The organism is Flavobacterium sp. DSR3-2 (assembly GCF_049896525.1).
In the GTDB taxonomy this organism is placed as follows: Bacteria; Bacteroidota; Bacteroidia; order Flavobacteriales; family Flavobacteriaceae; genus Flavobacterium.
Map to the genome: position 1 here is coordinate 132,252 of NZ_JAFCUM010000006.1, position 25,842 is coordinate 158,093.

17 protein-coding genes are annotated in these 25,842 nt (G+C 34.1%); 11 read left to right on the forward strand and 6 right to left on the reverse strand.

The window, feature by feature from the left end:
- The first annotated feature begins 356 nt into the window (after positions 1 to 356).
- From ACP7AV_RS09505 to ACP7AV_RS09525, 5 genes are all read left to right on the forward strand, one after another.
- Positions 357 to 1,448 (forward strand): GDSL-type esterase/lipase family protein, encoded by a 1,092-nt coding sequence (locus ACP7AV_RS09505; RefSeq protein ID WP_426091750.1) that lies wholly within the window; start codon positions 357 to 359, stop codon positions 1,446 to 1,448.
- Positions 1,438 to 2,817, forward strand: a complete 1,380-nt coding sequence (locus ACP7AV_RS09510) for a sialate O-acetylesterase (RefSeq protein WP_426091751.1) — start codon at positions 1,438 to 1,440, stop codon at positions 2,815 to 2,817. The genes ACP7AV_RS09505 and ACP7AV_RS09510 overlap by 11 nt, the downstream gene beginning before the upstream one ends.
- A 185-nt stretch (positions 2,818 to 3,002) precedes the next feature.
- Positions 3,003 to 5,297 carry a beta-glucosidase BglX gene (bglX, locus tag ACP7AV_RS09515; RefSeq protein WP_426091752.1) on the forward strand — a complete coding sequence of 765 codons (2,295 nt, stop codon included), beginning with the start codon at positions 3,003 to 3,005 and terminating at the stop codon, positions 5,295 to 5,297.
- 126 nt (positions 5,298 to 5,423) lie between these two features.
- Positions 5,424 to 6,380, forward strand: a complete 957-nt coding sequence (locus ACP7AV_RS09520; RefSeq protein ID WP_426091753.1) for an aldo/keto reductase — start codon at positions 5,424 to 5,426, stop codon at positions 6,378 to 6,380.
- A 551-nt stretch (positions 6,381 to 6,931) separates the two neighbouring features.
- Complete coding sequence (locus tag ACP7AV_RS09525; RefSeq protein ID WP_426091754.1) at positions 6,932 to 8,074, forward strand: glycoside hydrolase family 26 protein; 1,143 nt, start codon at positions 6,932 to 6,934, stop codon at positions 8,072 to 8,074.
- 444 nt (positions 8,075 to 8,518) lie between these two features.
- On the opposite strand, the gene ACP7AV_RS09530 is transcribed toward ACP7AV_RS09525, so the two are convergent.
- From ACP7AV_RS09530 to ACP7AV_RS09555, 6 genes are all read right to left on the reverse strand, one after another.
- The gene (locus tag ACP7AV_RS09530; RefSeq protein ID WP_426091755.1) at positions 8,519 to 9,811 is read right to left on the reverse strand and encodes a glycoside hydrolase 5 family protein; all 1,293 of its coding nucleotides are present in this window, start codon (positions 9,809 to 9,811) and stop codon (positions 8,519 to 8,521) included.
- A gap of 138 nt (positions 9,812 to 9,949) precedes the next feature.
- Positions 9,950 to 11,191: a glycoside hydrolase family 26 protein gene (locus ACP7AV_RS09535; protein WP_426091756.1), complete on the reverse strand. Its 1,242-nt coding sequence runs from the start codon at positions 11,189 to 11,191 to the stop codon at positions 9,950 to 9,952.
- Positions 11,184 to 12,305: an AGE family epimerase/isomerase gene (locus ACP7AV_RS09540; RefSeq protein ID WP_426091757.1), complete on the reverse strand. Its 1,122-nt coding sequence runs from the start codon at positions 12,303 to 12,305 to the stop codon at positions 11,184 to 11,186. Before ACP7AV_RS09540 ends, ACP7AV_RS09535 begins: the two co-directional genes overlap by 8 nt.
- Before the next feature lie 83 nt (positions 12,306 to 12,388).
- On the reverse strand, positions 12,389 to 13,582 hold the full coding sequence (locus ACP7AV_RS09545) for a glycoside hydrolase family 130 protein (protein ID WP_426091758.1): 1,194 nt from the start codon (positions 13,580 to 13,582) through the stop codon (positions 12,389 to 12,391).
- Positions 13,583 to 13,606: 24 nt separating this feature from the next.
- Entirely contained in the window at positions 13,607 to 14,998 is a 1,392-nt protein-coding gene (locus ACP7AV_RS09550; protein WP_426091759.1) for an MFS transporter, read from the reverse strand.
- A gap of 32 nt (positions 14,999 to 15,030) precedes the next feature.
- Complete coding sequence (locus ACP7AV_RS09555) at positions 15,031 to 16,176, reverse strand: glycoside hydrolase family 26 protein (RefSeq protein ID WP_426091760.1); 1,146 nt, start codon at positions 16,174 to 16,176, stop codon at positions 15,031 to 15,033.
- Between the two features lie 264 nt (positions 16,177 to 16,440).
- Between ACP7AV_RS09555 and ACP7AV_RS09560 the strand changes: the two genes are divergently transcribed.
- From ACP7AV_RS09560 to ACP7AV_RS09585, 6 genes are all read left to right on the forward strand, one after another.
- Positions 16,441 to 17,319, forward strand: a complete 879-nt coding sequence (locus ACP7AV_RS09560; protein WP_426091761.1) for a helix-turn-helix domain-containing protein — start codon at positions 16,441 to 16,443, stop codon at positions 17,317 to 17,319.
- Between the two features lie 320 nt (positions 17,320 to 17,639).
- Positions 17,640 to 20,819 carry a SusC/RagA family TonB-linked outer membrane protein gene (locus tag ACP7AV_RS09565; RefSeq protein WP_426091762.1) on the forward strand — a complete coding sequence of 1,060 codons (3,180 nt, stop codon included), beginning with the start codon at positions 17,640 to 17,642 and terminating at the stop codon, positions 20,817 to 20,819.
- A gap of 12 nt (positions 20,820 to 20,831) precedes the next feature.
- On the forward strand, positions 20,832 to 22,445 hold the full coding sequence (locus ACP7AV_RS09570; RefSeq protein ID WP_426091763.1) for a RagB/SusD family nutrient uptake outer membrane protein: 1,614 nt from the start codon (positions 20,832 to 20,834) through the stop codon (positions 22,443 to 22,445).
- A 20-nt stretch (positions 22,446 to 22,465) separates the two neighbouring features.
- Positions 22,466 to 23,509, forward strand: a complete 1,044-nt coding sequence (locus ACP7AV_RS09575; RefSeq protein ID WP_426091764.1) for an IPT/TIG domain-containing protein — start codon at positions 22,466 to 22,468, stop codon at positions 23,507 to 23,509.
- A gap of 94 nt (positions 23,510 to 23,603) precedes the next feature.
- Positions 23,604 to 24,845 carry a glycoside hydrolase family 27 protein gene (locus tag ACP7AV_RS09580; RefSeq protein ID WP_426091765.1) on the forward strand — a complete coding sequence of 414 codons (1,242 nt, stop codon included), beginning with the start codon at positions 23,604 to 23,606 and terminating at the stop codon, positions 24,843 to 24,845.
- Positions 24,846 to 24,847: 2 nt separating this feature from the next.
- Positions 24,848 to 25,813 carry a glycoside hydrolase family 5 protein gene (locus ACP7AV_RS09585; protein ID WP_426091766.1) on the forward strand — a complete coding sequence of 322 codons (966 nt, stop codon included), beginning with the start codon at positions 24,848 to 24,850 and terminating at the stop codon, positions 25,811 to 25,813.
- Positions 25,814 to 25,842: the final 29 nt, after the last annotated feature.

Sequence of the window (25,842 nt, forward strand, 5' to 3'; positions counted from 1 at the left end):
ATTTTACTGGAAAATGCGCAAGGTAATAAACTTTGCGCTTTTTTTATGGGAGCTAGTATGCTGTACCCATTTTCCAGACAGAAATCTCAAAGATCTAAGATAGGTTTTTTGTTTGAAATTCTATTATCTTGGTTAAAATCGGATATTGCTTTTTTGGCTAGCTAGATTCAAGTTACAAATGAAACTTTTTGATTAAACATATAACTAGGTGTTTCAAAATTAAATCTTTTTCTTGGTCTATTGTTTAATTTCACGTATTACTGTAGCAATTTTTTGATTGTAAATTGTTATTATAATATCAATTCTAAATTTATTTAAAACCTATTTTTATATAATTCTAATTTAATTTTATTTAAATGCAATTAAAAAAACTCCTGTTATTTTTATTTATTTGCTTAAGTTTATCATGTTCGACCCAAATATTAGATATAAATCATACTTTTATTTATTCTGGGAGAGTTGAAAAGCTAACCGATAATAAAGTTATTTTGATTGGTTCTGGTTCATCAGTTTCATTTAAATTCAAAGGAAATCAGTGTTCTATTTCATTGCAGAGCATTGAAGAACATCAAAATTATGTTTCATTAGAATTGGACGGAATTTACATCGGAAGAATTAGAATTGAAAAAGGAGCTTTACAATCCTTTCCTATTATAATTTCTAAAAATAGAAAATTACATAGTCTGACGATTTATAAAGCTACAGAGGCTGCAAATGGCGGGGTTTTATTTAATGGAACTAGCGCTAAAATAACAAAGATCAATCCTGTAAACAAAAAGAAAATAGAGTTCATAGGTGATTCCATCACATGCGGAATGGGTAACGACTTGGCATCAATTCCTTGTGGAGCCGGAGAGTGGTTCGATCAGCACAACGCATTTTTGGCGTATGGTCCGGTAGCTTCACGAGCTTTAAACGTAGATTTTATGTTGAGTTCCGTTTCTGGAATTGGAATGTACCGCAATTGGAACGATGAGCATACAGACGAATCCATTATGCCGGAAGTATATGGAAATCTTTATTTGAATACTACAGTTACTAAAAAACCGTACGATTTTACTTTCCAGCCGGATCTGGTGAGTATCTGTTTAGGTACGAATGATCTTTCGCAAGGAGACGGGAAAAAAGAACGACTGCCATTTAGCGAAGAAAAATTCATTTCCAATTATATTAGTTTTATCAAAACAGTTTATCAACATTCGCCAAATACTAGAATTGTGTTATTGAATAGTCCGATGGTTGCAGGCGAGAATAATTTAATTTTAATGTATTGTTTGAAAAAGATAATTCAGGCTTTTGAAAATGACAAAGCACATAAAAAAATTACCTTATTCGAATTCCAAGCTATGAATCCTAAAGGTTGCGGATATCACCCTGAAATAGCTGATGACAAAATACTAGCAGACCAATTAACACCTTTGTTTAAAAAATTACTCGATGAAACATAACAAAATTGCCGTTATTCTCTTTTTAATTTTTTGTAATACTACTTTCGCTAATGTTACGTTACCTAATGTAATTTCAGATAATATGGTGTTACAGCGCAATACCGAAGTTTCTATTTGGGGTTGGGCAAATCCACAGGAAGAGTTGGTGGTCACGCCAAGTTGGAATCATCAAGTGTATAAAATTAAAGCCAACAATCAAGCCAAATGGGAAATTAAAATTCCAACTCCAAAAGAGGGAGGGCCTTACACTGTCATTGTAAAAGGGTATAACGAAATCATATTAAAAAACATCCTAATTGGTGAAGTATGGTTTTGTTCAGGACAATCCAATATGGAAATGTCCGTAGGTTGGGGAATTAAAAATGGGGAAGAAGAAGCTAAAACGGCAAACAATCCCAACATCCGATTTTTTACGGTTCCAAAATTAACAGCTACATCACCACAAAATAATGTGCCAGGAAGTTGGACCGAAAGTACTACGGAAACCATGAGAAATTTTAGTGCTACTGGTTACTTTTTTGCAAAGCGATTACAAGAAGAATTAAAAAATGTACCAATTGGGTTGATATCATCCAATTGGGGAGGAACGCCAGCTGAGATTTGGACTCCAGAAGAAGTAATTCAAAATGACGCAGTTTTACTAGAAAGTGCCAAAACAAGAAAAGAAGAAGTATATGGACCTAATCAGCCGGGACGTGCTTTTAATGCAATGATTTATCCGTTAATAGGGTATAAAATTGCAGGTGTGATTTGGTATCAAGGGGAATCAAATGTTGGATCTGCAGTTTACGATAAAACATTTTCGGCTTTAATTGCTTCTTGGAGAAAATTATGGAATTACGAGTTTCCTTTTTATTATGTACAAATTGCTCCTTATCAATATGGTGATGATCATTTTGGCGGAGTCGAAATTAGAAATGCACAGCGTAAAGTGTTGCAAGAAATTCTTTACACCGGAATGGTATTGACTAGTGATATTTCACCAATTGATGACATACATCCTAAAGATAAGAAAACAGTAGGAACTCGATTGGCTAATTTGGCTTTAGTGAAAACATACAAAACCAATTCATACGTAGTTAATGGACCACTCTATAGTGGCATTAAAATAGAAAAGAATAAAGTACTTGTTGCTTTTGATTATGCTGAGGGATTGCATTTTTTAAATAAAAAATCAAATCAATTTGAAATTGCAGGTGCTGATAATGTTTTTTATGTAGCAGATGCAAGTATAAAAAACAATACTGTTTTATTGAACTCTAAAAAAGTTCCAAAGCCATTGAAAGTTCGTTTTGCATGGACAAACACTGCACAATCAGAGTTGTTTAATAAAGCTAATCTACCTGCTTCGTCTTTTATAACAGAATAGTAATAGGAAACTATGACGGCGTGAGGGATTACTTCACTATATTTTATTGTTGAAGAGGAGTTCAGTGAATATATTTGTAGGCGATATCCTCGTAACGGAGTGAAGATATAAAGCCGTATAGCCCGATCTGAAGTTTTTACGAAGGGTCACGCCAATAAAAAAACCAAACCAAACTAAAATAAATTATGAACACAAAAAAAATAATTACAACAGGGATTTTTACCCTGATTACCATTGGAACTATGAATGCACAGAATAAATCTTATTTAGATAAAACAAAAACTACTGAAGAACGTATCGATTTGTTGATGAAACAAATGACCCTGGAGGAAAAAGTGGGGCAAATGAATCAATACAACGGTTTTTGGGAAGTGACCGGACCGGCTCCCACAGGAGGCAATGCCGAATTAAAATACAAAAACTTACGTGCTGGATTAGTTGGATCTATGTTATCTGTTCGTGGAGTGAAGGAAGTAAAAGCGGTACAAAAAATTGCTGTTGAAGAAACCCGTTTAGGGATTCCTTTAATTATAGGGTTTGACGTAATTCACGGCTATAAAACATTGAGTCCAATTCCGCTTGCCGAAGCAGCGAGTTGGGATATGGAAGCGATTAAGAAATCGGCTCAGGTGGCTGCAGCGGAAGCATCGGCAGTGGGAATTAACTGGACTTTTGGACCTAATGTTGATGTATCACATGATGCGCGCTGGGGTCGAGTAATGGAAGGAGCGGGTGAAGATGCGTATTTAGGAAGTAAAGTGGCAATAGCTAGGGTTACCGGTTTTCAAGGCGATACTCGAGCTGATTTGCTAAAAGTAAATACGATTGCGGCTTGTGCCAAACACTTTGCAGCTTATGGTTTTGCCGAAGCAGGGAAGGAATATAATACTGTGGATATTAGTAATTCTAGATTGTATAATGAAGTATTGCCTCCGTTTTATGCCGCTAAGGAAGCGGGTGTTCGTACTTTTATGAACTCGTTTAATATCTTAAACGGGGTTCCTGCTACAGGAAATGCTTTTTTGCAAAGAGATATTTTAAAAGGAAAATGGAACTTTGACGGATTTGTGGTTTCAGACTGGGCTTCGGTTCGTGAAATGATAATTCATGGTTATGCAAAAGATGGTGCAGATGCAACACAAAAAGCCGTAACAGCAGGTTCAGATATGGATATGGAATCCTCCATGTATGTAGCTGAATTAGCGAAATTAGTTCAAGAAGGAAAAGTAAAAGAATCATTAGTTGATGATGCCGTTCGTAGAATTTTAAGAGTGAAATTTGAATTGGGATTATTTGATGATCCGTATAAATATTGTGACGAGAAACGAGAAAAAGTAATTATTGGAAATAAAGCCAATAATGACGGAGTTTTGGACATGGCCAAAAAATCAATTGTGTTGTTGAAGAATGAGTCTAATTTGCTCCCGCTAAAAAAATCAGGACAAAAAATTGTTTTAATTGGTGCTTTGGCAAATGATAAAAACAGTCCATTAGGAAGCTGGAGAATTGCTTCTGATGATAATACAGCAGTTTCGGTATTAGAAGGAATGCAACAATACAAAGGGAATCAGTTGACTTTTGAAAAAGGAGCTGATTTGACTATCGGTAAAACTGCATTTATCGAAGAATTGGTTTTTAATACTACTGATAGAAGCGGTTTTGCTGCTGCTAAAAAAGCAGCAGCTAGTGCTGATGTTGTAGTGATGGTATTAGGAGAACATGGATTTCAATCAGGGGAGGGACGTAGTAGAACAAATCTTGATTTACCAGGTTTGCAACAAGAATTATTAGAAGAAATATATAAAGTAAATCCAAATATTGTTTTGGTTTTAAACAATGGAAGACCCTTAGCATTGCCTTGGGCAGCAGCGCATATCCCTTCTATTGTTGAAGCATGGCATTTAGGAACTCAAACAGGAAATGCGGTAGCTCAAGTTTTATATGGGGATTATAATCCAAGTGGTAAATTACCAATGTCATTCCCAAGAAATGTAGGGCAAGTGCCAATTTACTACAACAATTACAGTACAGGAAGACCAACTAATGGAGAAGGAAATGTGTTTTGGTCTCACTATACAGATGTTGAGAAAACGCCACAATTTCCTTTTGGTTTTGGATTAAGTTATACGACTTTTGAGTACAAAAATTTAAAATTAGATAAAACTTCTATTGCTTTAGGAGAAGCGGTAAAAGTATCTGTAGATGTTACTAATACAGGAAATTATGATGGTAAAGAGGTCGTTCAATTATATATTCATGATGAGGTAGCAAGTTTAGCTCGTCCGGTAAAAGAACTGAAAGGTTTTGAATTAGTTGATTTGAAAAAAGGGGAAACTAAAACAATAACGTTAACATTAACAGACAAAGAATTAGGTTTCTTTGATAATGATGGGAATTACCTTGTAGAACCGGGGACGTTTAAAATCATGGTAGGAGGAAGCTCAGACAAAGGTTTAGAAAGTGGTTTTGAGATAAAATAATTTTTATAGAATACAATATTTAAACCCGACAGCTTAAGAAACAGGTATGGTTTATTTGTATTATAAACTTATGAATGCGAATTTTACGAATTAGAAAATTGAAAATCAAATCTTTAAATTAATACAATGGAATACAATAGATGCGGAAAAAGTGGTTTATTATTGCCAAAAATTTCTTTAGGATTATGGCATAACTTCGGTTCAGTAGATAATTTTGAAAACGGAGAAAATATTGTCAAAGAAGCTTTTGATAGAGGAATAACACATTTTGATTTAGCCAACAATTACGGACCAATACCAGGTTCTGCAGAGACTAATTTTGGTAAAATTTTAAAGAATAATTTCCAAGGCAATTTGCGTGATGAATTGGTGATTGCTACAAAGGCAGGGTATAAAATGTGGGAAGGTCCTTATGGAGAATGGGGATCAAGAAAATACTTAATAACGAGTTTAAATCAAAGTTTAAAGCGAATGAACCTCGATTATGTAGATATCTTTTATTCGCATCGTTATGATCCAAATACGCCTTTAGAAGAGACTATGATGGCCTTAGACTATGCAGTACGAAGCGGAAAAGCGTTGTATGCAGGAATTTCTAATTATCCAGTAGAACAAACGAAACAAGCTACTGAAATTTTGCAACAACTAGGGACACCTTGTTTAATTCATCAAGAAAAATACTCCATGTTTGTGTGTACCTGTGAGGAAGGTTTACTGGACGTTTTAGAAGATAAAGGAGTAGGCTGTATTGCTTTTTCACCATTGGCACAAGGACTACTTACCGATAAATATTTAAAAGGAATTCCAGAAAATTCTCGTGCTTTTAATCCTAATGGTCATTTACAATTAGAAGAAGTATCTGATAAGAAAGTGGTCAAAATAGTGGCCTTGAATGAAATTGCAAAAAACAGAAATCAATCTTTGGCACAAATGGCTCTGGCCTGGTTGTTAAAAGATAACCGAATCACTTCGGTCCTAATTGGAGCTAGTTCAGTAGGGCAGTTAAACAACAATATTGATAGTTTACAAAATCTTGATTTTACTCTAGATGAGTTGAATGAAATTGAGCAAATTTTAAAATAAACAAACGCTATTCCGTACTTATCAAATTTAAGATTAAAAACTAAGGCTCCGTTTTTTAGAATTAAAGCCTTTTTTTAATTTTAGGGTAAATTGATTTAAAACGATACCGAATTTTGAGGTATTGTATAATCAATTGTATCTGTTTAAAATTAGTCTTTAAAAAAGTGTATTTCGGTAATTTACTAAAATTTGAATTAGAGTTGGTTTTAAAAATAATGGATTGGTTTTTAAATTTTTTTTTCTTTTTTCACCTCGTACCGAGTTGAGTTAAATATTTTGTCGATTTAGGGGCGGTGATTGCTTCTTTGGTTGCCTATCACTCATTTATAAATTGAGTAAAAATAAAACAAATAAAAGCCAAAAAAGTTGTATTTTTTTACTGTCTTACAGCTTGTTAGTTTGAGTAATAGGCTTGTATGATTGGTAAAAATTCTAGATAAAAAAATAATATCCGCAGGGGTGATCTTATCTGAGAATCAATTGACAAAAAAGTATCATCATATTTAGGTTTATAATCTTAATTTTCAGAATTCAAATAAATATTTTTAATTATGAATAAAAAAGTATTTTATAATACTCTATGTACAGCATCCTTTTTATTGGCAGGAAATTTTGTTTCCGGTCAGATCGATAAAGATGCAACTAAAGAAACCAAAGCCTTATACAAAAACCTGAAGGATATCTCTAAAAGGAGCATACTTTTTGCACATCAACATGCTACTGAATATGGCCATGGTTGGAGTGGTGATGCCAATCGCTCGGATGTAAAATCGGTTACGGGATCTTTTCCTGCAATGGTTGGTATCGATTTTAGCGGATTATCTGGGAGATCAGAAGCAGATATCGAAAAAACTAAAGAAGACTTAAGAAAAAATGTTGTAGATACCTACAATAGAGGTGGGGTAACTACAGCTGCATGGCATTTTTCAAATCCAGCTTCTAAAGATGGGTTTTATTGGAAAGAGGGGGTATCTTTAGCTTCAATACCATTAATCAAGCCTGGAGGTTCAAAACACGAAGAGTATAAAAAAATTTTAAAGACTATTGCAGATTTTGCTAATTCTGTAAAAGGGAGTAACGGCAAATTGGCTCCTATAATCTTTAGGCCTTATCATGAATTTGACGGAGAATGGTTTTGGTGGGGAAAACCGTATACCTCTCGTGAAGATTTTATCGCCGTCTGGCAGTTCACAGTTTCTTACTTAAGAGATACTTTAAAGGTTCATAATTTTATATACGCATTTTCACCCGATAACAAATTTAATACGGAAGAGGAGTTTTTAGAGCGTTTTCCCGGTAATGATTATGTGGATATGGTAGGGATGGATAATTATGGTGACTTTGGAAGAGATGGGAATTATAATATTGAAAGAGCTATCAAGAAACTTAAAATAGTTTCAGACTACGGTATTAAGAATAATAAATTGGCGGCGTTAACAGAAACTGGATTAGAATCGATTCCAAATCCAATATGGTGGACAGAAACTTTACTAAAAGTATTGAAGTCTGAAAACATACAATTGTCATATGTGTTAGTTTGGAGAAATGATACACAAAGTCCAACACATTATTATGCGCCATTTCCTGGGCAAAATAGTGCTCCTGATTTCTTGAAATTTTATAATGACCCCTTTACTATTTTTGAAAAAGATTTAAAGAAAATATACAAGCGTAAATTTTTAGGAATATTCTAATTTTTCAAAATATACTGTCCAGAGCTGAAAGAGCGATAATGGATTAATAAAAAATAAAAAGTATAATTTTTTAAACAGTAGTAAAACAATGTTAGCTACTGTTTTTTTTTGTGTTATAAGTTCTTATTTTGATTTGATTATAAAAATAACCCGTTAGTCGTAATTCGAAAAATATTTCTTTTTACTTATGATTTTGGAGAAAGAATTTTTGCTGCAAAAGTAAATTTAAAACTATTTCCGGAACAAGAAAAAATTCATGAACTGGAGAAAAGACTCAAAAATGCCTAGTTAGAGCGAGATATATTAAAAAAAGTAATAGGTGTTTTTGCCAATAGCGGTCGATGATCTATAGTTTCATTAAAAACAGGAAGTGCTAAAAATTAAAAAGGACAACATTAAAGCCTATGTCTTTATCTTATGAATTTAAAATAGTGGACTATGATTCTATTTAAGTTTCGAATTATATTTTTTTACCAATTCCAATGTTAATTTGTCTGTCGAGAAAACAGTATTCAAACCTTGTGGTTCCTGCGGTGGATCAGTAGTAAAAGGGTCACCAATATTCCATTTCCCGGAAGTATTAACAGCTTTTCCTTCGCCTCCAAAACCCCAAAAATTAACACCCCGCAACGTCTCATTATTGCTGCGACTTAAAACTAGTTTTTCAAATAAAGCATTGTAAAATGCGTTTCTATCCAATACCGAGGAATTTGGTAGTAGGCTTTCATTGGCTCTTGGTAATCCAAATTCTTCAATAACAATGGGGCGACCTAATTTTTTGGCTACTTCGACATGCTCGTTTATGTATGCTGTAGCTTTTTCAATCGCAATTTGCAAAGTAGTTTTTGCGTCTTCAGCGTTGAACCAACCCCAGTTTTTTGGCCAGATATGCATAGTTAAATAATCAATTTTCGGATTCATATGCGTGCGTTCATAGGTAGCCAAATCATCATTTGATCCCGCTTTACCTTCAGAACCTGTTGAAATCAAATGATTGGAATCTAAACTATCAATCAAATCAACAGTTTTGTTCAACCAAGCCGTAAATTTTTTTTCGTTTTCGATACTAAGAACGCGGGGTTCATTGCCTATTTGCCAAGCCATAATAGCATTGTCTTCAGTATATTTCTTTTTTGTATAGGCATTTGTTCGGCCCAAAATATATTTTATATGATTTTCAAAAGCCACCATACAAGGCTCACAACTGTGGTACTGTTTTACATAATCCATGAATTGAGGCCAAGAGTTGGGTTTAATGTTTGGATTCGGAATTTTTCCGAAGCCGTTCCATTCTAAATATTGCGACATACCGCCTGACCATTCCCAGTTATTGTTGAGGTATAAAACCGCATACATATTGCGTTTTCCCATTTCGGCAATCAAGAAATCCAAACCATCCAGCAAATCGGCATTGTATTTTCCCTGTTCGTATTGTAAGGCTGGACTAACCGTGTAATCATAGGTTCCACCATCAGCGCCCACTAAGATTCTTAAATTGTCAATACCATTTTTCTTCATTAAATCTAGTTCCCGAAGCAGTCTTTTTCGGTCGCCTGCTTTTTTAGATGCCAATAAACCACCATACCAATAATTGGTGCCAACATACGAATATGGTTTGTCACCTTTGTAAAATTGCGTTCCTTTTACAGTTATTGCGGGCTGTTGTTTCTGCGCTTGGCAACTAATATTGGTCAAACAAAAAATTCCAAAAAATATTTTTAATACTAATTTCTTCATAATTAATTTATTTCAGTAGCTTTTTCCTGCTATTCGTTACAATCTTTTTTTGGTTGTAAAACCACAAAAAAGGATTTTCATGGCTATTATTGCTTCGTTATTTGTTGTAATTAAAAAGTGAGAGTTTGACTTTTGGTCTTAATTAGGTAGAACATACATTTTAGGCAATATATTCACTAATACCGACTTTGGTTTACTGGTAAAACTTGTGAAGTCAGGTGCATTTGGAACAGAAGGAGTTGGTACATAATAACCATCTCGAGTATTGTTCCAAAACATTACAAAACTAATCTCGACATTGTTTGCAGTTAGAGCATTGTATAAATAATTAGAGAACCATCCAGATATAGGAGTATTTGTAGTTGTTACTTGGTAACCAGTTTCGGTCAATGCGGCAATTTTTACCTTGCTTTTAGCTAAATCGGAGACCATCTTCAATTTTGTATTGGCTCTGTCTGAACCGGCTTGTCCTTGATTGTTAAAATCACCATAATTATCCATACCTAAAACATCAACAAACGCATCGCCTGGATAGCGACTCAAATAATTAGTTGATGTTAAGTATGTATTGTCAGGTGAAAATGCATACAATACATTGTGAAGGCCTTTGCTGTTTTTAAGATAATTAACAGTAAACTGAAAACCAGTTTTGTAATCCTCGGGTGAGCAATAATCAGCACCCCACCAAAACCAATTTCCGTCAAACTCATGAAAAGGTCTAAAGATGATAGGGATTAACTCACCATTGCTTCCTTTTAAATTAGAAATTACTGATGCTATTTTATCGAGTTTTAACTTATACCAATCATGCTTTGAGCCTCCCGGCAAAATACTTTTGAAAGCAGTAGCTTTTTCGGCTGCACTCATGTCATTAGCATAGAAACTTTCTTCTTTGATTGGCTCTCTCAAATGCCAGCAGAAAACATTAATCATACCTTTTGCGTAAGCTTGTTTGGCATCATCCGTAATCTTTTTTTCTTGTTGGTAAAACCAGTTGTCGTTTTGACCCGTATTATTTTTATCGGTAATAAACATGAAATCAGAACCTAATAGTGCAGGATCATTTCCGGTTGTTTTTTTGATGTCGGACAGTGAAGATGAACCATTGTTGTAAAAAGCATTGAATGCATCTTGTTGCCCAATGGCAAATTTAGTTTTAGCAAGTTTCTTTAGATTGTAAAATAAAGCAACCGTTTCTGCTGTAGCACTAGCATCAACCATATATGTTTTTACATTCACGGTAGTTAGAGCATCTGTATCAGAAACTGGTGTAGTGACTGGTGGCGATACAATAGTATCAGGAGTATCAAGACCTGAAGAGCAGCCTGAAATAAAGAATGTAAAGCAAAGTACTGGTATTAAAAGATATAATTTATTCATTTTTAATTGTTTTAATGCGGTTAATAATTTCTATACAAGCACGACCATTGTGATACGGGCATTTCCAGAAACCAGCTTTGTCTTTTTTTATTACTGAATAATCAGCATTAATCCCCCAATACCATTCTCCATTTAGGGTATCAAGAATGTATGTTTTAACAAAATTCCAATTTTTTAATACAGTATCTAAATAGGCTGTATCGCTTGTTAATTGATAAGCATTAAAAAAACCTATCATTAGTTCGGCCTGTGGCCACCAGTGTTTTTCGGCAATTAGTTGATTGCTTTGTAGGTCTAATTCATACCATAAACCGCCATCTTCATCAATCCCTTCTTTTGTGCTGTTAGTAAGTTGAATAGCGTGCATTTTGTAACGCGCAATCAATGTAGCATCCTGTGAAATTTCGGCACATTGTAACAGGAGCCAGGCAGCTTCAATGTCATGCCCGTACGAAATTACATCAGGTTTTTCTATCCAGTTTTCATCAAAAAAAAGCTTTAAATGGCCTGTTACTTCATTTATGAAGTGAGTATCAATTACGTGTAATAAATCGATAATGATTTTAAGTAAGGATTTATCTTTCCATACTTTATATAAATTTGCATAGGCTTCCACGATATGCAAATGTGTATTCATTGTTTTCTTTTCATTAGCGTCTTTATCACTTAAACGTAAATCGTCAATGTTTTTCCAATTTTGGGTAAAGGCTTCCAGATATCCTTTGTTAATTGAATCAAAACTGTACTTTTGGATCTTCTTGTACAAATCAATCGCAACTTCCAACGCTTTCCTCTCTTTGGAAACCGCATAATATTCAGTCATACCATAAATAACAAATGCTATTGCATAGATATGGTTTTTGGTGTCTTTTGGAGTTCCATTGGAATGGAGACTCCAAAAAATTCCGCCAAATTCCGTATCATAAAAATGAGAAAATATATAATCAAAAGCTCTTTTTGCTGTGTTTTTATGTTTTTCGTTTTTGGTTAGTTTATAAGCGGATGAAAACGTCCATAGGATTCGTGCATTTAAAACAGAGCCTTTTTCGGCTTCGATATTAATAATTTCATTAGAATCAATTTGACCAATAAAACCTCCGTTTTTGGTGTCCATAGTAAACTTCGACCAATACTCAAGAATAGAATCGAGTTCAGTAGTAAGTTCTGACTGTAATTTTTTTAAAGGTGTCGACACGATTATGAAATTACTTTGTTTTTATCTACTTGTCTAATAATAGTATTCACAGAGCCCGCTGATGTAAAGGTATCTTCGGGAGTGTTCATGACATAATCAATCAGTTTTTCAACAGATGAAACGGCAACATGCATTTTGGTGTCTGAAGAGGCATAATAAATAAATACAGTTCCGTCGTTGTCTTCAATCCAACCATTGGAAAACACTACATTTGAGACATCGCCAATTCTTTCTATTCCTTCAGGAGCCATAAAATGTCCTGCTGGTTTATAGATTACTTTTGAAATATCATTTAAATCTGTCATGAACATATATAAGGTATAACGCAATCCTGCAGCAGTATTTCTAACGCCATGTGCTAAATGCAACCAACCTTTTTCTGTTTTGATAGGAGCTGGTCCTAAACCATTTTTAAGTTCATAAACAGTATGATATTGTTTTCCGTAAATGATGGCCTCGTTTTGTACAATTGGATTTGTCATATCGTCAACATAACCTAATCCTACACCTCCACCGTTTCCTATATCAATAAAACCGTCCTGTGGACGAGTGTATAAAGCATACTTTCCACTGACAAACTCAGGATGTAAAACTACATTTCGTTGTTGTCCTGTATTTGAAATTAGATCTGGTAATCTTTCAAAATTAATTAGATCTTTGGTGCGAACAATTCCTGCGTTGGCAATAGCGGAACTAGTATCTCCAGCGGGGGCTTTGAGATCTTTTCTTTCAGTACAAAAAATGCCGTAAATCCAACCATCTTCATGGTTGACCAAACGCATATCGTACACATTAGTATCTGGTTCCTCAGTTTGTGGTAAAACACAGGGTTTCTCCCAGAATTTAAAATTATCTACTCCGTTTGAACTTTCGGCAATTGCGATAAAAGATTTTCTGTCGACACCTTCTACTCTAACGGCAAGAATATATTTATTATTCCATTTTATAGCACCAGCGTTGAACGCAGCATTAATGCCGATTCGTTCCATTAACAAAGGGTTTGTATTCTCATTTAAATCATATCGCCATTCAATAGGAGTATGGCTTGCTGTGAGGATAGGATATTTATAACGAACGAATACACCGTTCCCAACAGAGGACTGAGATTCGTTTTTTTGCTCTATAAGTTGTTGAAATTCATTTTCAATTTCAATTTTTCTTTTTTGGAAATTGTGAGATACTGTTTGTGTATTCATAGTTGAAGGTTCTAGGATCAAGTATTAATTAGTTAAATTTCTTTTGCTGTTAAGTTCCTGTTCAATAATCTGTAATTTTTTTTCTGTGAGTGGGTAGAACGCGATAAATAGTACTGAAACAACAGCGGCTACCGCTGGAAGTATACTAAGCATGAGTTGGATTCCGTTTTGTGTAACCGCAGTTTGTTCAATATTTGCTTGGAATCCATAGTATGCCAGTAGCCATCCTGTCGCTGCACCTCCGATGGTCCATCCAAATTTTTGGGACATCGAAGAAGCTGAAAATACAAGCCCTGTAGCGCGTCTTCCTTGTTTCCATTCAGAATAATCGGCACTATCGGCATACATTGACCATATCAAAGGAAAGATACAACCCGCACAAATGCTTATTAATATTTGAAAAATCATAATTAGTAAGACTTCCTCTTTTCCAAAAAAGTAAAAAATCACACTCAAAATAGCAGCTAAAGACATTGCTCCGAAAAAGGTATTCTTTTTGCCAATTTTATTTGCAATTGGTGTTGCTGCAATTACTCCAATAATATTTGCAGCTTGACCTAAAACCAAGTAAAGAGAAGTTGGTGTCATCTCAAAGGTTTCTCCAAAGAGATTAAAACTATAACTCACCGTATTGCTGACGTAGTATTTGAAATAATAAACTGCCGCGCCATCACGAATCGAATTGAAGATTAAAGCCCCTATTCCTGCCCCAAGAAGGATCCACCAAGGTTTGTTTTTCCAAAGATCTTTAAGGTCTTCTTTTAAATCCGTTTTTTCATCTGAAATTGGCAGGACTCTTTCTTTAGTTAAAAAAAAGCAACCCCAGAAAAAGAAAGTAGTGATAATTCCAAAAATTATAATGGTATACAACCAACCTTTTTCTGAATTCATATTCCCACCAAAATAATTCACCAAAGGTTCAATGAGCCATAACGCTAATAAACTTCCTGCAAAAGCAAAAACCATTCGATACGATGAAAGAGTAGTTCGTTCTTTTCTATCAGATGAAAGTACTCCAAGTAAGGAGGCGTAAGGGACATTTATAATAGAATAAACCATCATCATTAGTGAATAGGTAATGTAGGCGTAGATTATTTTTCCTTTTTCATCAAAATCAGGTGTATAAAAAGTTAGGACTCCGATTACTGCAAAAGGAATTGCAGTCCATAAAAGATAGGGTCTAAATTTCCCCCAGCGCGTTTTTGTACGGTCAGCAATTATTCCCACTAACGGATCAAAACAAGAGTCCCAAATTCTAGTAATCAGAAACATAGTTCCTACAACTGCTGGTGCCAAACCAAAAACATCAGTGTAAAAAAACATCAGATACATACTGAATATTTTCCAGAACATGGAGGAAGCAGCATCTCCTAAGCCATAACCAACTTTTTCTTTTATACTTATTTTATTGTGCATTTTTTAGGGTTTATAGGTAAAGTTTTAATAAATTATTTTTGATACAGATTTTCTTTTGCGGCTTCTCTTTCGAATAAAATTCGATCAAGATTATAAAAATCTATGAAGTCTTTTTCGCTAATCTGTCCTTTATAGGGTGCATAGTAATGCATTTTTTGTTCTTTTTCCTGCCATCCATGGTTTCTCCATATTAATACGTAGGAAATTTTATAGTCACCTATGGCTTTCATGAGCGTATTAGTCCACCACTTATCATAAGGAATCGCTTCATAACCAGTTTCAGCAAATGCCATTATTTTATTTTGCTCTTTAGCAACTTCATGCATTATTTTAAATTGACTTTGACAGTTTTCAACAAAGGAGTTATCTTTGGTAGGATCCGTGTATTGGTATTTGTCAAAGCTTAAGACATCTGCATAATTAGAACCTGGATAATATTCTAAAAATTCATCCTTAGTTTTATAATCAGCAGTATTATAGACATAAATTAAATTATGTACTCCTTTTTTTTGAAAATAATCAATGGTGAATCTCCATAAAAGTTTGAATTCATTAGGACTTCCGTTGTTCTTGCACCACCAAAACCAATTTCCTGTCAGTTCATGGTAAGGGCGGTACAAGATTGGAATTTGTTTACCCTTACTATCTTTTAAAGTTAAAATGTACTTTGCAGCTTCATCTAGCCAAGATTTGAATTTTTCATGGCTTTCTCCCCCTGGTAAAGCAGAAACTAACGATTTTGGAGTGGTATCCCATGCGTTATTTCCAGTTAAAGGATTGTCTAAATGCCAACTTAGTGTTACAACGCCGCCTCGTGTGTGAGCATCTTTTATAAATTGCCTCATTTTGTCAAAAGGAACACCGTCAATATTAGTTGTAGATTTTTTTTCCAAGCCGCCAAGATCCCATCCGTAAACTGCAGGATAATCTCCCGTAACATCTTTAACATCACTTCTTTCCGTTTTGTATTTCCAGTTTACTCCATAAGCTAGGTCGTCTTGATGCCCAAAAAGAATTCCTTTTTCTGCATTTAATATCAGCTTTTTGTATAATATTATCGTTTCTGCTGTCGCATTTCTATCAGTGAGAGATAATTTTGTATCAATACTTTGCGCTATTGAAGAACAGGATGTCGCAATGTTAGTGCAGATAAGAATTAAATAAAATATTTTTTTCATTAGTAGTTAGTTGGGAGGGTTGTTTTTTTGTATACTTAGTTTTTTACAATACAATCAGCGCTAAAATATGTAACAATTATTTTTAGTACTTTAACTGCTAAAACTATAAAAATACTGTGTAATAAAAATGATTCGTGTTTAATATTCATATTCTTTTTAAAAAAATGATAATTGTATTTTTCAAAGATAATTGCATGACTCGCATTTAATTAATATTATTTTATCAATTTTATATCATATTATTGCAGGTAAAAAAAAAACGTTATGAGCAATTTAAAGAATTTTTATCGAGAAATTCCGCCACTATCATCAGGCGATAGTTTCTTAGTATTTGACAGAGTAAAAGATAATTTTGACTTCCCTGTCCATTATCATCCTGAATTTGAGATCAATTTTATACAAAATGGTAAAGGTGTTAAAAGAGTTGTGGGTGATAATATTGAAGAAATTGATAGTATTGAATTGGTATTAATTGGTCCCAATTTATACCATGGATGGGAATTACATAAATGTACTAATAAGCAAATTCATGAAATTACGATACAATTTCATAATGATTTATTTGATGAAACATTATTGTCAAGACGTATAATGAATCCTATAAAAGACATGTTTAATCGATCGATTCATGGTATTTTATTTTCAAAAAAAACTGCAGAAGAGCTTTCCTCACGATTGATTAAAATTTCAAAGTTAGATGGAATGGACTATTTTCTTGAAATCACGTCCATACTCTATGATTTAGCTAATTCAAGAAATCAAAGGTTGTTATCTACATTTACAGTTGATTACGATACTTTTGACGATTATGATAAAATGAAACTAGTGTATGAGTACGTTCAAAAAAATTTTTCGGAGAAAATATCGCTTGATGATGTGTCGAATGTGGCGAGCATGACTAGTATTTCGTTCAATCGATTTATCAAGAAAAGAACTGGAAAAACGTTTGTTAATTATATCAATGATATTCGAATTGGTTATGCTGCCAGATGGTTGGTAGAAAAAGATCTTAGTATTTCAGAAATAGCTTTTAAATCAGGCTTTAATAATATTGCAAATTTCAACAGAAGCTTTAAGTCTATAAAAAAATGTACTCCAAGTCAGTATAGAGAGGATTTTTCTGGTTTGAAAAGAATTTTATAGGTAATTTGTTCTTGTTTTTTCTATTAATACTTCGTTTGGAATTGTAACATATGTTACTATTGCTTATCTCTTAATTTCTTTTATGTCATTATTTGGTCAATAAAATTACGTTATGTATAATTTAATTGGGTTATTATTTTGATATGTTTTACTAATTGTCTTTAAAGTAAAAATATTATCATTAAATGATATAATACTATTAATTTAATGTTTACTTGTGTTATAGATTTGTTAATTATAAATCAATATAATTAATATGCATTTTATTTCTGAAATATGCTTTTCAGAAGTTAACAATCTTAACTAACTAAACATTTATTATGAAAAAACTATTGTCTAATTTAATTCATTGGAACGGCAAACACAGAGCAATTCCTTTGATATTATTTTTACTACTTACATGCAATTTTATTACAGCCCAAACAAAAATTCAAGGTGTTGTAACTGATGAAAAGGGTCTTACCATACCTGGTGTAAATATAATGGTCTTAGGGTCAAGCAAATCTGCAGCTACAGATATTGATGGTAAATATGAAATTGACGCTCCCATGGATGCTACATTGTCATTTTCTTTTATTGGATTTGAAACCCAAAATATTGCAGTGAAAGGGAAATCTAAAATCAATGTTTCCTTGAAGTCTACTTCACAAAACCTGCAAGAAGTTGTCGTGATAGGTTATGGTACTCAAAAAAGAGGCGATGTAACGAGTGCAATATCTTCTATAAAAGCTAAGGATCTTGAAAATTTGAAGCAGGTGTCTGTAGATCAGATGTTACAGGGTAAAGCAGCAGGAGTAACAGTGACTAGTAATTCTGGTCAACCCGGGAGCAATACTTCTGTGAAAATTAGAGGTATTTCTTCTCTTGGTGGTACAAACGAGCCATTATATGTTGTGGATGGTGTACCAATTTCTGGTGACGCCACCAGTAAGTCAACTACAGGTAAACCGCTGGTAGGAAATGATTTTAGTGAGGGGAGTACATCGACAGGGAATAGTTCTGTAAGCCCAATTGCTTTTTTAAATCCCAATGATATTGAGTCGATGGATATTCTGAAAGACGCTTCAGCAACAGCTATATATGGATCTCGTGGCGCTAATGGTGTGGTAATTATAACTACAAAATCAGGAAAAAAAGGTTCGGGTAAATTGACTTACGATCATAGCTACTCTATTCAAGAGCAAACAAATTTAATCGATGTTCTGGATTTACAAGGGTACGCCAGATTACAAAATGGATTGATTGATGCTTTAACCCCAACAGCATTAAAAAATGATAATTTTTCACATCCGGAGTTATTAGGCAAAGGAACTAATTGGCAAAATGAAATCTACAGAATAGCCATCATGAAATCGCATCAGTTGTCTATTTCTGGAGGAAAAGAAGGAGTGAGTTATTATGTATCTGGGGGGTATATTGATCAGGAAGGTACTGTGATAGGATCTGGATTTAAAAAATATACTTTTCGAACTAATGTGGATGCTAAAGTTAAGGATTGGTTGAAGGTGGGTGCATTTGTGAATACTGGAATTACTAACGAAAATATCACATTAAATGGAAGCCAAAATGGAATAGTTAGTACTTCATTGTTGAGTACTCCTGATGTAGTTGTTTATAATGCAGATGGAACTTATGCCGGTCCTCCAACAAATTCTCAAGGAATATATTTTAGAAATCCAATCGCTGAAGCGTTGTCAAACACAAATAAATTGGTCAGAAAGAATTTTTCAGGAAATGTTTTTACTGAAGCGAGGTTAATGAAAGGTTTAGAGTACCGTTTTGAGATAGGCGGATACGCAGAATTTAGTGAAGGAAATGAATTTCGTCCAACTTATAATTGGGGAGCTGCAAGCAATAATACAGCTTCACTTACTTCAAGAACAAATAGTTTTTATTCACTAAACATTAAAAACTTACTAACCTATAAAACTGAAATTGGAAAGCATAGCTTTAATATTTTAGCAGGTCAAGAGGCTAATGAAGGGAACTGGAAAGGTTTGGCTGTAACTGGAATTGGATTTTTCGATAATTCGTTACCTGCATTACCAGTGGCTGCAGAATTACAAAAAGTTGAACCAGGTTTCGCCTATAGTGGCTCACAACGATTGTATTCACTTTTTGGAAAGGCAGTTTATGATTATGGCGGACGCTACAGTATTTCTGGTTCTATTAGGGCAGATGGTTCATCAAAGTTCGCAAAAGGAAATAAATGGGGCTATTTTCCGGCTATTTCGGGGTCATGGAAATTATCCAATGAGGAATTCATGCAGGACTTTAATGCTGTAAAAAATATAAAACTTAGAGCTGGTTATGGTGAGACTGGAAATCAGCAAATTGCGAATAATTTATATGCCCCAGCATTGACTTTAGTACAATCTCCTTTGGGTGCTGGTTTTCAGCTTTCCAGATCTCCAAATCCTGAATTGACTTGGGAGTCTCAAAAACAAATAAATATTGGATTAGACTTCTCACTTTTTAACTCGGGATTAAATGCTTCGATAGATGTTTATAAAAAGACTTCTAAAGATTTCTTGTATCAAATTCCTTTGCCATTATTTCTTACTGGAAGTGCCGATGGCGGTGGAGTAGCCTCAGCTTTTGGAAATATTGGAACATTGGAAAATAAAGGAATTGAAATGTCTGTAAACTACAGTACCAAATTCGATAGTGGTTTTTCTTGGAATTCTACATTAGTTGTGTCTAAGTATGTAAATAAGTTAGTTGAGATTTCTAACAGTTCATTGCTTATTAAATATGCTCTTATAAATGATTATACAAGAAAACCAATTACTAAAACATTAGTTGGAGGCCCAATAGGTACTTTTTATGGATTGAATTCATTAGGAATTTATACCTCGGATGCCGATGCCAGCGCAGGACCTAAAAACGGTTTTGGTGCCAGCCCGGTTGATTTTATTGCTGGTGATATGAAATATGCAGATAATAATAATGATGGTGTGATAAATGAATTAGATTATACGACGATTGGGGATCCAAATCCAGATTTCACATTCGGTTTCACTAACAATTTTGCATACAAAAATTTTGATTTTTCAGTGTTTTTGCAAGGCTCTGTTGGAAATGATTTATTTAATCTTACAAGGAGAGCTGGAACATCAAATTCTAATTTGTATCAGAATCAGTTTGCTTCTGCTTTGGATTTTTATTCTCCTTCTAACCTCGATGCAAGTTTACCAAGGCCTACATCTTATGATCATCCTAATTTAATTTTTTCTGATCGTTTTGTTGAAGACGGTTCTTACCTAAGAGTACAAAATATTACAGTTGGATACACATTACCAACGGATATTATCTCGCAAGCTAAGTTGACTAGACTTAAATTATATGCAAGTGTGCAAAACTTGTACACCTTCACAAAATATACAGGTTATGATCCGGAAGTTGGATCGTTCAATCAAGACGCTTTATTGTCCGGAGTTGATAATGGTCGTTATCCAACTCCAAGAGTTATTTCAGTGGGAGTAAATGTTGAATTCTAATACTTAAAAACAATGAAAAAATATTTAATAAATTGTAAAACATTAGTTGTTTTATGTTCGATTTTAGTCATAACATCTTGTTCAGATGAGTTTATAGATGTAGTTCCTAAGGATTCTTATGACGCTGCAACATATTATGATTCTGATGAGAAAGTAGCCTCAAGTACTAATATACTTTATGGAAAAGCTTGGTTTGAATTAACGGTAAAGCCGTATTTTGCTTTGACCGATATGGCATCTGGAAATTTAGTGAACACTTCTTCTGAATTTAATCAGTTTAATACGTTACTGTTTCAAACTAGTGACGAGAATTTACTTGGAGCTTGGTCCTCTTGTTTTGGAGTTGTTGCAAATGCAAACACCTTAATTTTGGCTTTACCTAATATTAATAATCCAAAGGTAAGTGAAGCAGCAATCAATAATTCGCTAGGTGAAGCGCATTTTATGAGAGCTTTAGCTTATTTCAATTTGGTTCGATTTTTTGGACCTGTACCAATTGTTGAGAATGCAGCAGATTTTGCTGCTAATCCTCAAATTAATACTAATCTTGTTTCGGATGTCTACAAGTTTATCGAAAACGATTTGATATTTGCTAAAGACAATTTGAAAGCTAAAGTTAGAGGAGGTAGTTATCAGGATAATGCCAGAGTTTCCTCAGGCTCAGCAAAAGCACTTTTAGCAAAGGTCTATTTATATCAAAAGAAATATACTCAGGCTAGAGCTCTCGCAGAAGAAGTAATCAACAGCGGAGAGTTTAAACTATTTGGTACAGATGTACCAGCTACTAATTATGGAGATCTATTTCTTCCAAAATATAACAACAATGAAGAATCTATTATTGCTTTTCAGTGGATGCCAGGTCTTTACTTCTACGGGAATTCATTGAATACACAATTTGCAAGTAATAGAAATCTAACAGAAGCTAGTTATGCTGGAGTTGTAGGTCCCTCTCAAGATTTGATTAATAATGCTTTTGAGCCACGAGATTTGCGCAGAAAAGAAACATTTATGAAACCTGGAGATAATTACCCTAAATTATCAGCATCAGCAAATTATGACGGAACTGGGGCAATAACATTGGGATATACTATGCCAGATTTAGATCAAGATGGGCAAACTAATTTCGCACAAGGTTCTGGTGCTGCAATGAAAAAATATGTATGTGGTAGAAGTAATGCTGACATTACAGGGGTGTATAATGCCCTATCAAATGGATTTACTAAGCAAAATACGTATGTGATGCGATATGCTGAATTACTATTGATTCATGCCGAGGCAATTTTAGGTTCTCAATCTGGTAGTACTTCAAACGGTGCAGCACTGGCCTCTTACAATAAAGTTAGGGTTAGAGCTGGCTTACCGCCTAAAACTTTGATAACTTTTGAAGATATTTTCAAAGAAAGAAGAGCTGAATTGGCTGCGGAGAATGATTATTGGTTTGATTTGGGCAGACTTGATTTTGCTGTTGCAAAAGCTAAATTGGAAGCTCAAGACAGAGGGACAAAAATTGCACCAACTAAAATTTCTTCTTTACCCATTACAACACTTATATATCCTTATCCTGCAAATGAGCTGTTGCAAAATCCAAAATTAAGAGAACCTGCAGTTCCTTATGTTTTTAAATAACCCAAAAAAAATATACTATTATGAAAAATCTTAAAGCAAAATATATATACCCCTTTCTTACCTTTTTCTTGGTGGCAAGTATGTTGTTTTCCTGTTCATCAGATGACAATGAGGGTTCTTCAGGGACATTGGCAATTGACAGTGTTAGCAAAGCTGGGGCAGGAGAACTAGTTCCAACAACATTTGGTTTGCCTAAAAATGTATATGTAATTCAAGGTTCTGGTTTTACTACTGTTGAAAAAATTTATTTTAATGATGTGGATACGTATTTCAATCCAACTTTAGTTACCGATAAAGCCATATTTGTTACAATTGATGAAAGTACCCCTTACGCAAATGCATCGAATGAATTAAAAATAGTTACAAAAGTTGGTACTGTAATTTATCCATTTATAATTGCTCCACCAGCTCCTACTTTTGGAAGTTACAATCCCATTAATGCAGTTGCAGGCGATGTTATAACAATCAGTGGAAAATATTTCTTAAACCCCTCAGTTAAAATTGGTGATATTAACGCTACAGTAATTTCATCATCATTGACAGAAATTAAGGTTACAGTTCCTGCTGGTGTCACACAATATAAGTACGTTACCGTTACAAATATATCTGGTTTTGCAACCTCTACTCAAGCTATAGGGACAGCAATTTATGATGATGCTCCGGCTTCATTTGTTGAAAATTATTTAGGACCTTGGGATGGAAGTGGTTATAAAGTCAATACTACAGAAAAAGTCCAAGGTCAAAATTCTATAGAAACCACATTTACGGGATACACGGGTTTTAAATTCCCAATGTTCGCTGCTCCAGTTACAACAGCTTCTTACAAAGCGCTTAGAGTTTCGTTTAAAAGCACGAAGGCAACGGGTAAATTTAAAGTAGTATTAAATGGTAATTTTGGTGCTGGAAAAGAGGTTTCATTTGATAATAAATGGACCAGCGTAGTAATACCATTTAGCGATCTAGGTGGTGCACCTGCAGAAATTAATGAAATTGTTTTTCAAGAATTTGGAAATGATAATGGGGATAAAATTTTTATTGATGATGTTGGTTTTATTTTAAAGTAAATATTTGTTTTGTTTGAGTTTGTTTAAGAAATTCCCTAATTCACTAATTAGGGAATTCTTTTTAGATATAGTTTTTAAATATAAAAATACAAGGATGAAAAAAATAATCTGTTCTTTTTTTCTGGTTGCTTTTTCGTTGTCCGCATTTAGCCAAGGAAATGTAATAGCACAAAAAAGTACCAAATACAATGATTTAGCTTTAACTCCGCCTATGGGATGGAATTCATGGAATACTTTTGAAACAAATATCGATGAAAATTTGGTAAAAGAAACTGCTGATATAATGGTAGCCTCCGGCATGGCGGCTGCAGGTTACACTTATATTGTATTAGATGATGGCTGGATGGCCAAAGAGCGCGATGCTAATGGTAATTTAGTTCCAGATCCAATAAAATTCCCTAGCGGAATGAAATCATTAGTGGAATATATTCATGCCAAAGGACTGAAATTTGGTTTGTATAATTGTGCAGGCACGCACACTTGTGCCGGATATCCTGGAACTCGTGGGTATGAATATCAAGATGCCCGTTTTTATGCAAACTTAAATATTGATTTTTTAAAATATGATTGGTGCAATACTGAAGGAATCAATGCAAAAGAAGCCTATAACACAATGAGTAACGCGTTGAAAACAGCAGGTAAACCAATCGTTTTCAGTTTATGTGAATGGGGTGACAATCAGCCTTGGGATTGGGGAAAACCTGTTGGTAATCTTTGGAGAATTTCCGGAGATATTTATCCGTGTTTTGATTGTGAATTTAAACATGAGCAAGGAAATTGGTCGTCATGGGGATTTATGAAAATTATCGAAATGCGTAAAAACATTCGTAAGTTTTCCGGACCGGATCATTGGAATGATTTCGATATGTTGGAGGTGGGTAATGGCATGACAAATAACGAAGATAGAGCACATTTCACAATGTGGTCTATGATGTCTTCACCTTTAATAGCTGGAAATGATTTCAGAAAAATGTCTAAAGAAACATTGGCAATATTATCAAACAAGGAACTAATTGCTGTAAATCAAGATAAATTGGGGATACAAGGGTTTAAATATTCCGCTAAGGATGGACTGGAAATTTGGGTTAAACCCTTATCTGATGGAAATTGGGTAATAACTTTTTTGAATCGAAGTGATGTTACGAAGAAGATATATTTCGATTGGAAAAAAGAGGTGATAAGAGATGTCGATTTCAATCTAGAAACTAATTTTACTACGACAAATTATAAAATTATTGACCTTTGGAAAAACAAAGAGGTTGGAAACACAAAAAAAACATTTATTTCTGATTTATCCTCGCATGATGTAATTACTTTGAAATTAAATAAAATTTAAAAATGGACGTAAAATCGAAAATTACGGGATTGTTCTTTTTGCTTTGCTGCTGCTTTTCTAACGCTCAATTTGTGAAAAATCATGGGCAATTGAAACTTGAAGGAACGCAGCTTGTCGATACTAAAGGAGAAGATGTTGTGCTTCGTGGATTGAGTTTTGGCTGGCATAGTTTCTGGCCAAGATTTTATAATGAAAAAGCGGTTAAATGGCTCAAAAAAGATTTTAAATGTAATGTAGTTCGCGCTGCAATGGGAATTGAGGTAGGGGACAAACCTTATTTGAAAGAACGTGAATTTTCGAAAGCCAAAGTTAAAGCTGTTATTGAGGGTGCAATTAAAGCGGATATTTATGTAATAATAGATTGGCACAGCCACAACATAAATTTAGAAGAAGCTAAAGAATTTTTTGCAGAAATGTCGAAAACATATGGTAGGTACCCCAATGTAATTTATGAAATTTTTAATGAGCCTGATTATGAATCTTGGGAAGAAATAAAGGCCTATTCGGAAGAGGTTATAAAAGTTATTCGCGAGAATGATTCAGATAATATTATTCTTGTAGGTTGCCCCAAATGGGATCAGGATATTCATTTACCAGCTGCAAATCCTATAAAAGGATTCGATAATTTAATGTATACCATGCATTTCTACGCAGGAACCCACGGAAAATGGTTGCGTGACAGAACGGATGACGCAATAAAAAGTGGACTACCAGTTTTTGTCTCAGAATCTGCTGGGATGCAGGCCACAGGGGATGGTCCGCTCGACTATGAATCTTGGCAAAATTATATAGATTGGATGGAAAGTAGAAAACTGAGTTGGATTACTTGGTCGGTATCGGACAAAGATGAAACATGTTCTATTTTAAAAAAATCTGCTAAATCGGAAGGGAAATGGAAAAAGAATGATCTGAAAGAATCTGGTGTTAAAATTAGATCACTCTTGAGACAGTATAACGTTGATATGTAAAAAAATATTAATTTTACCCGTTGGGGGCA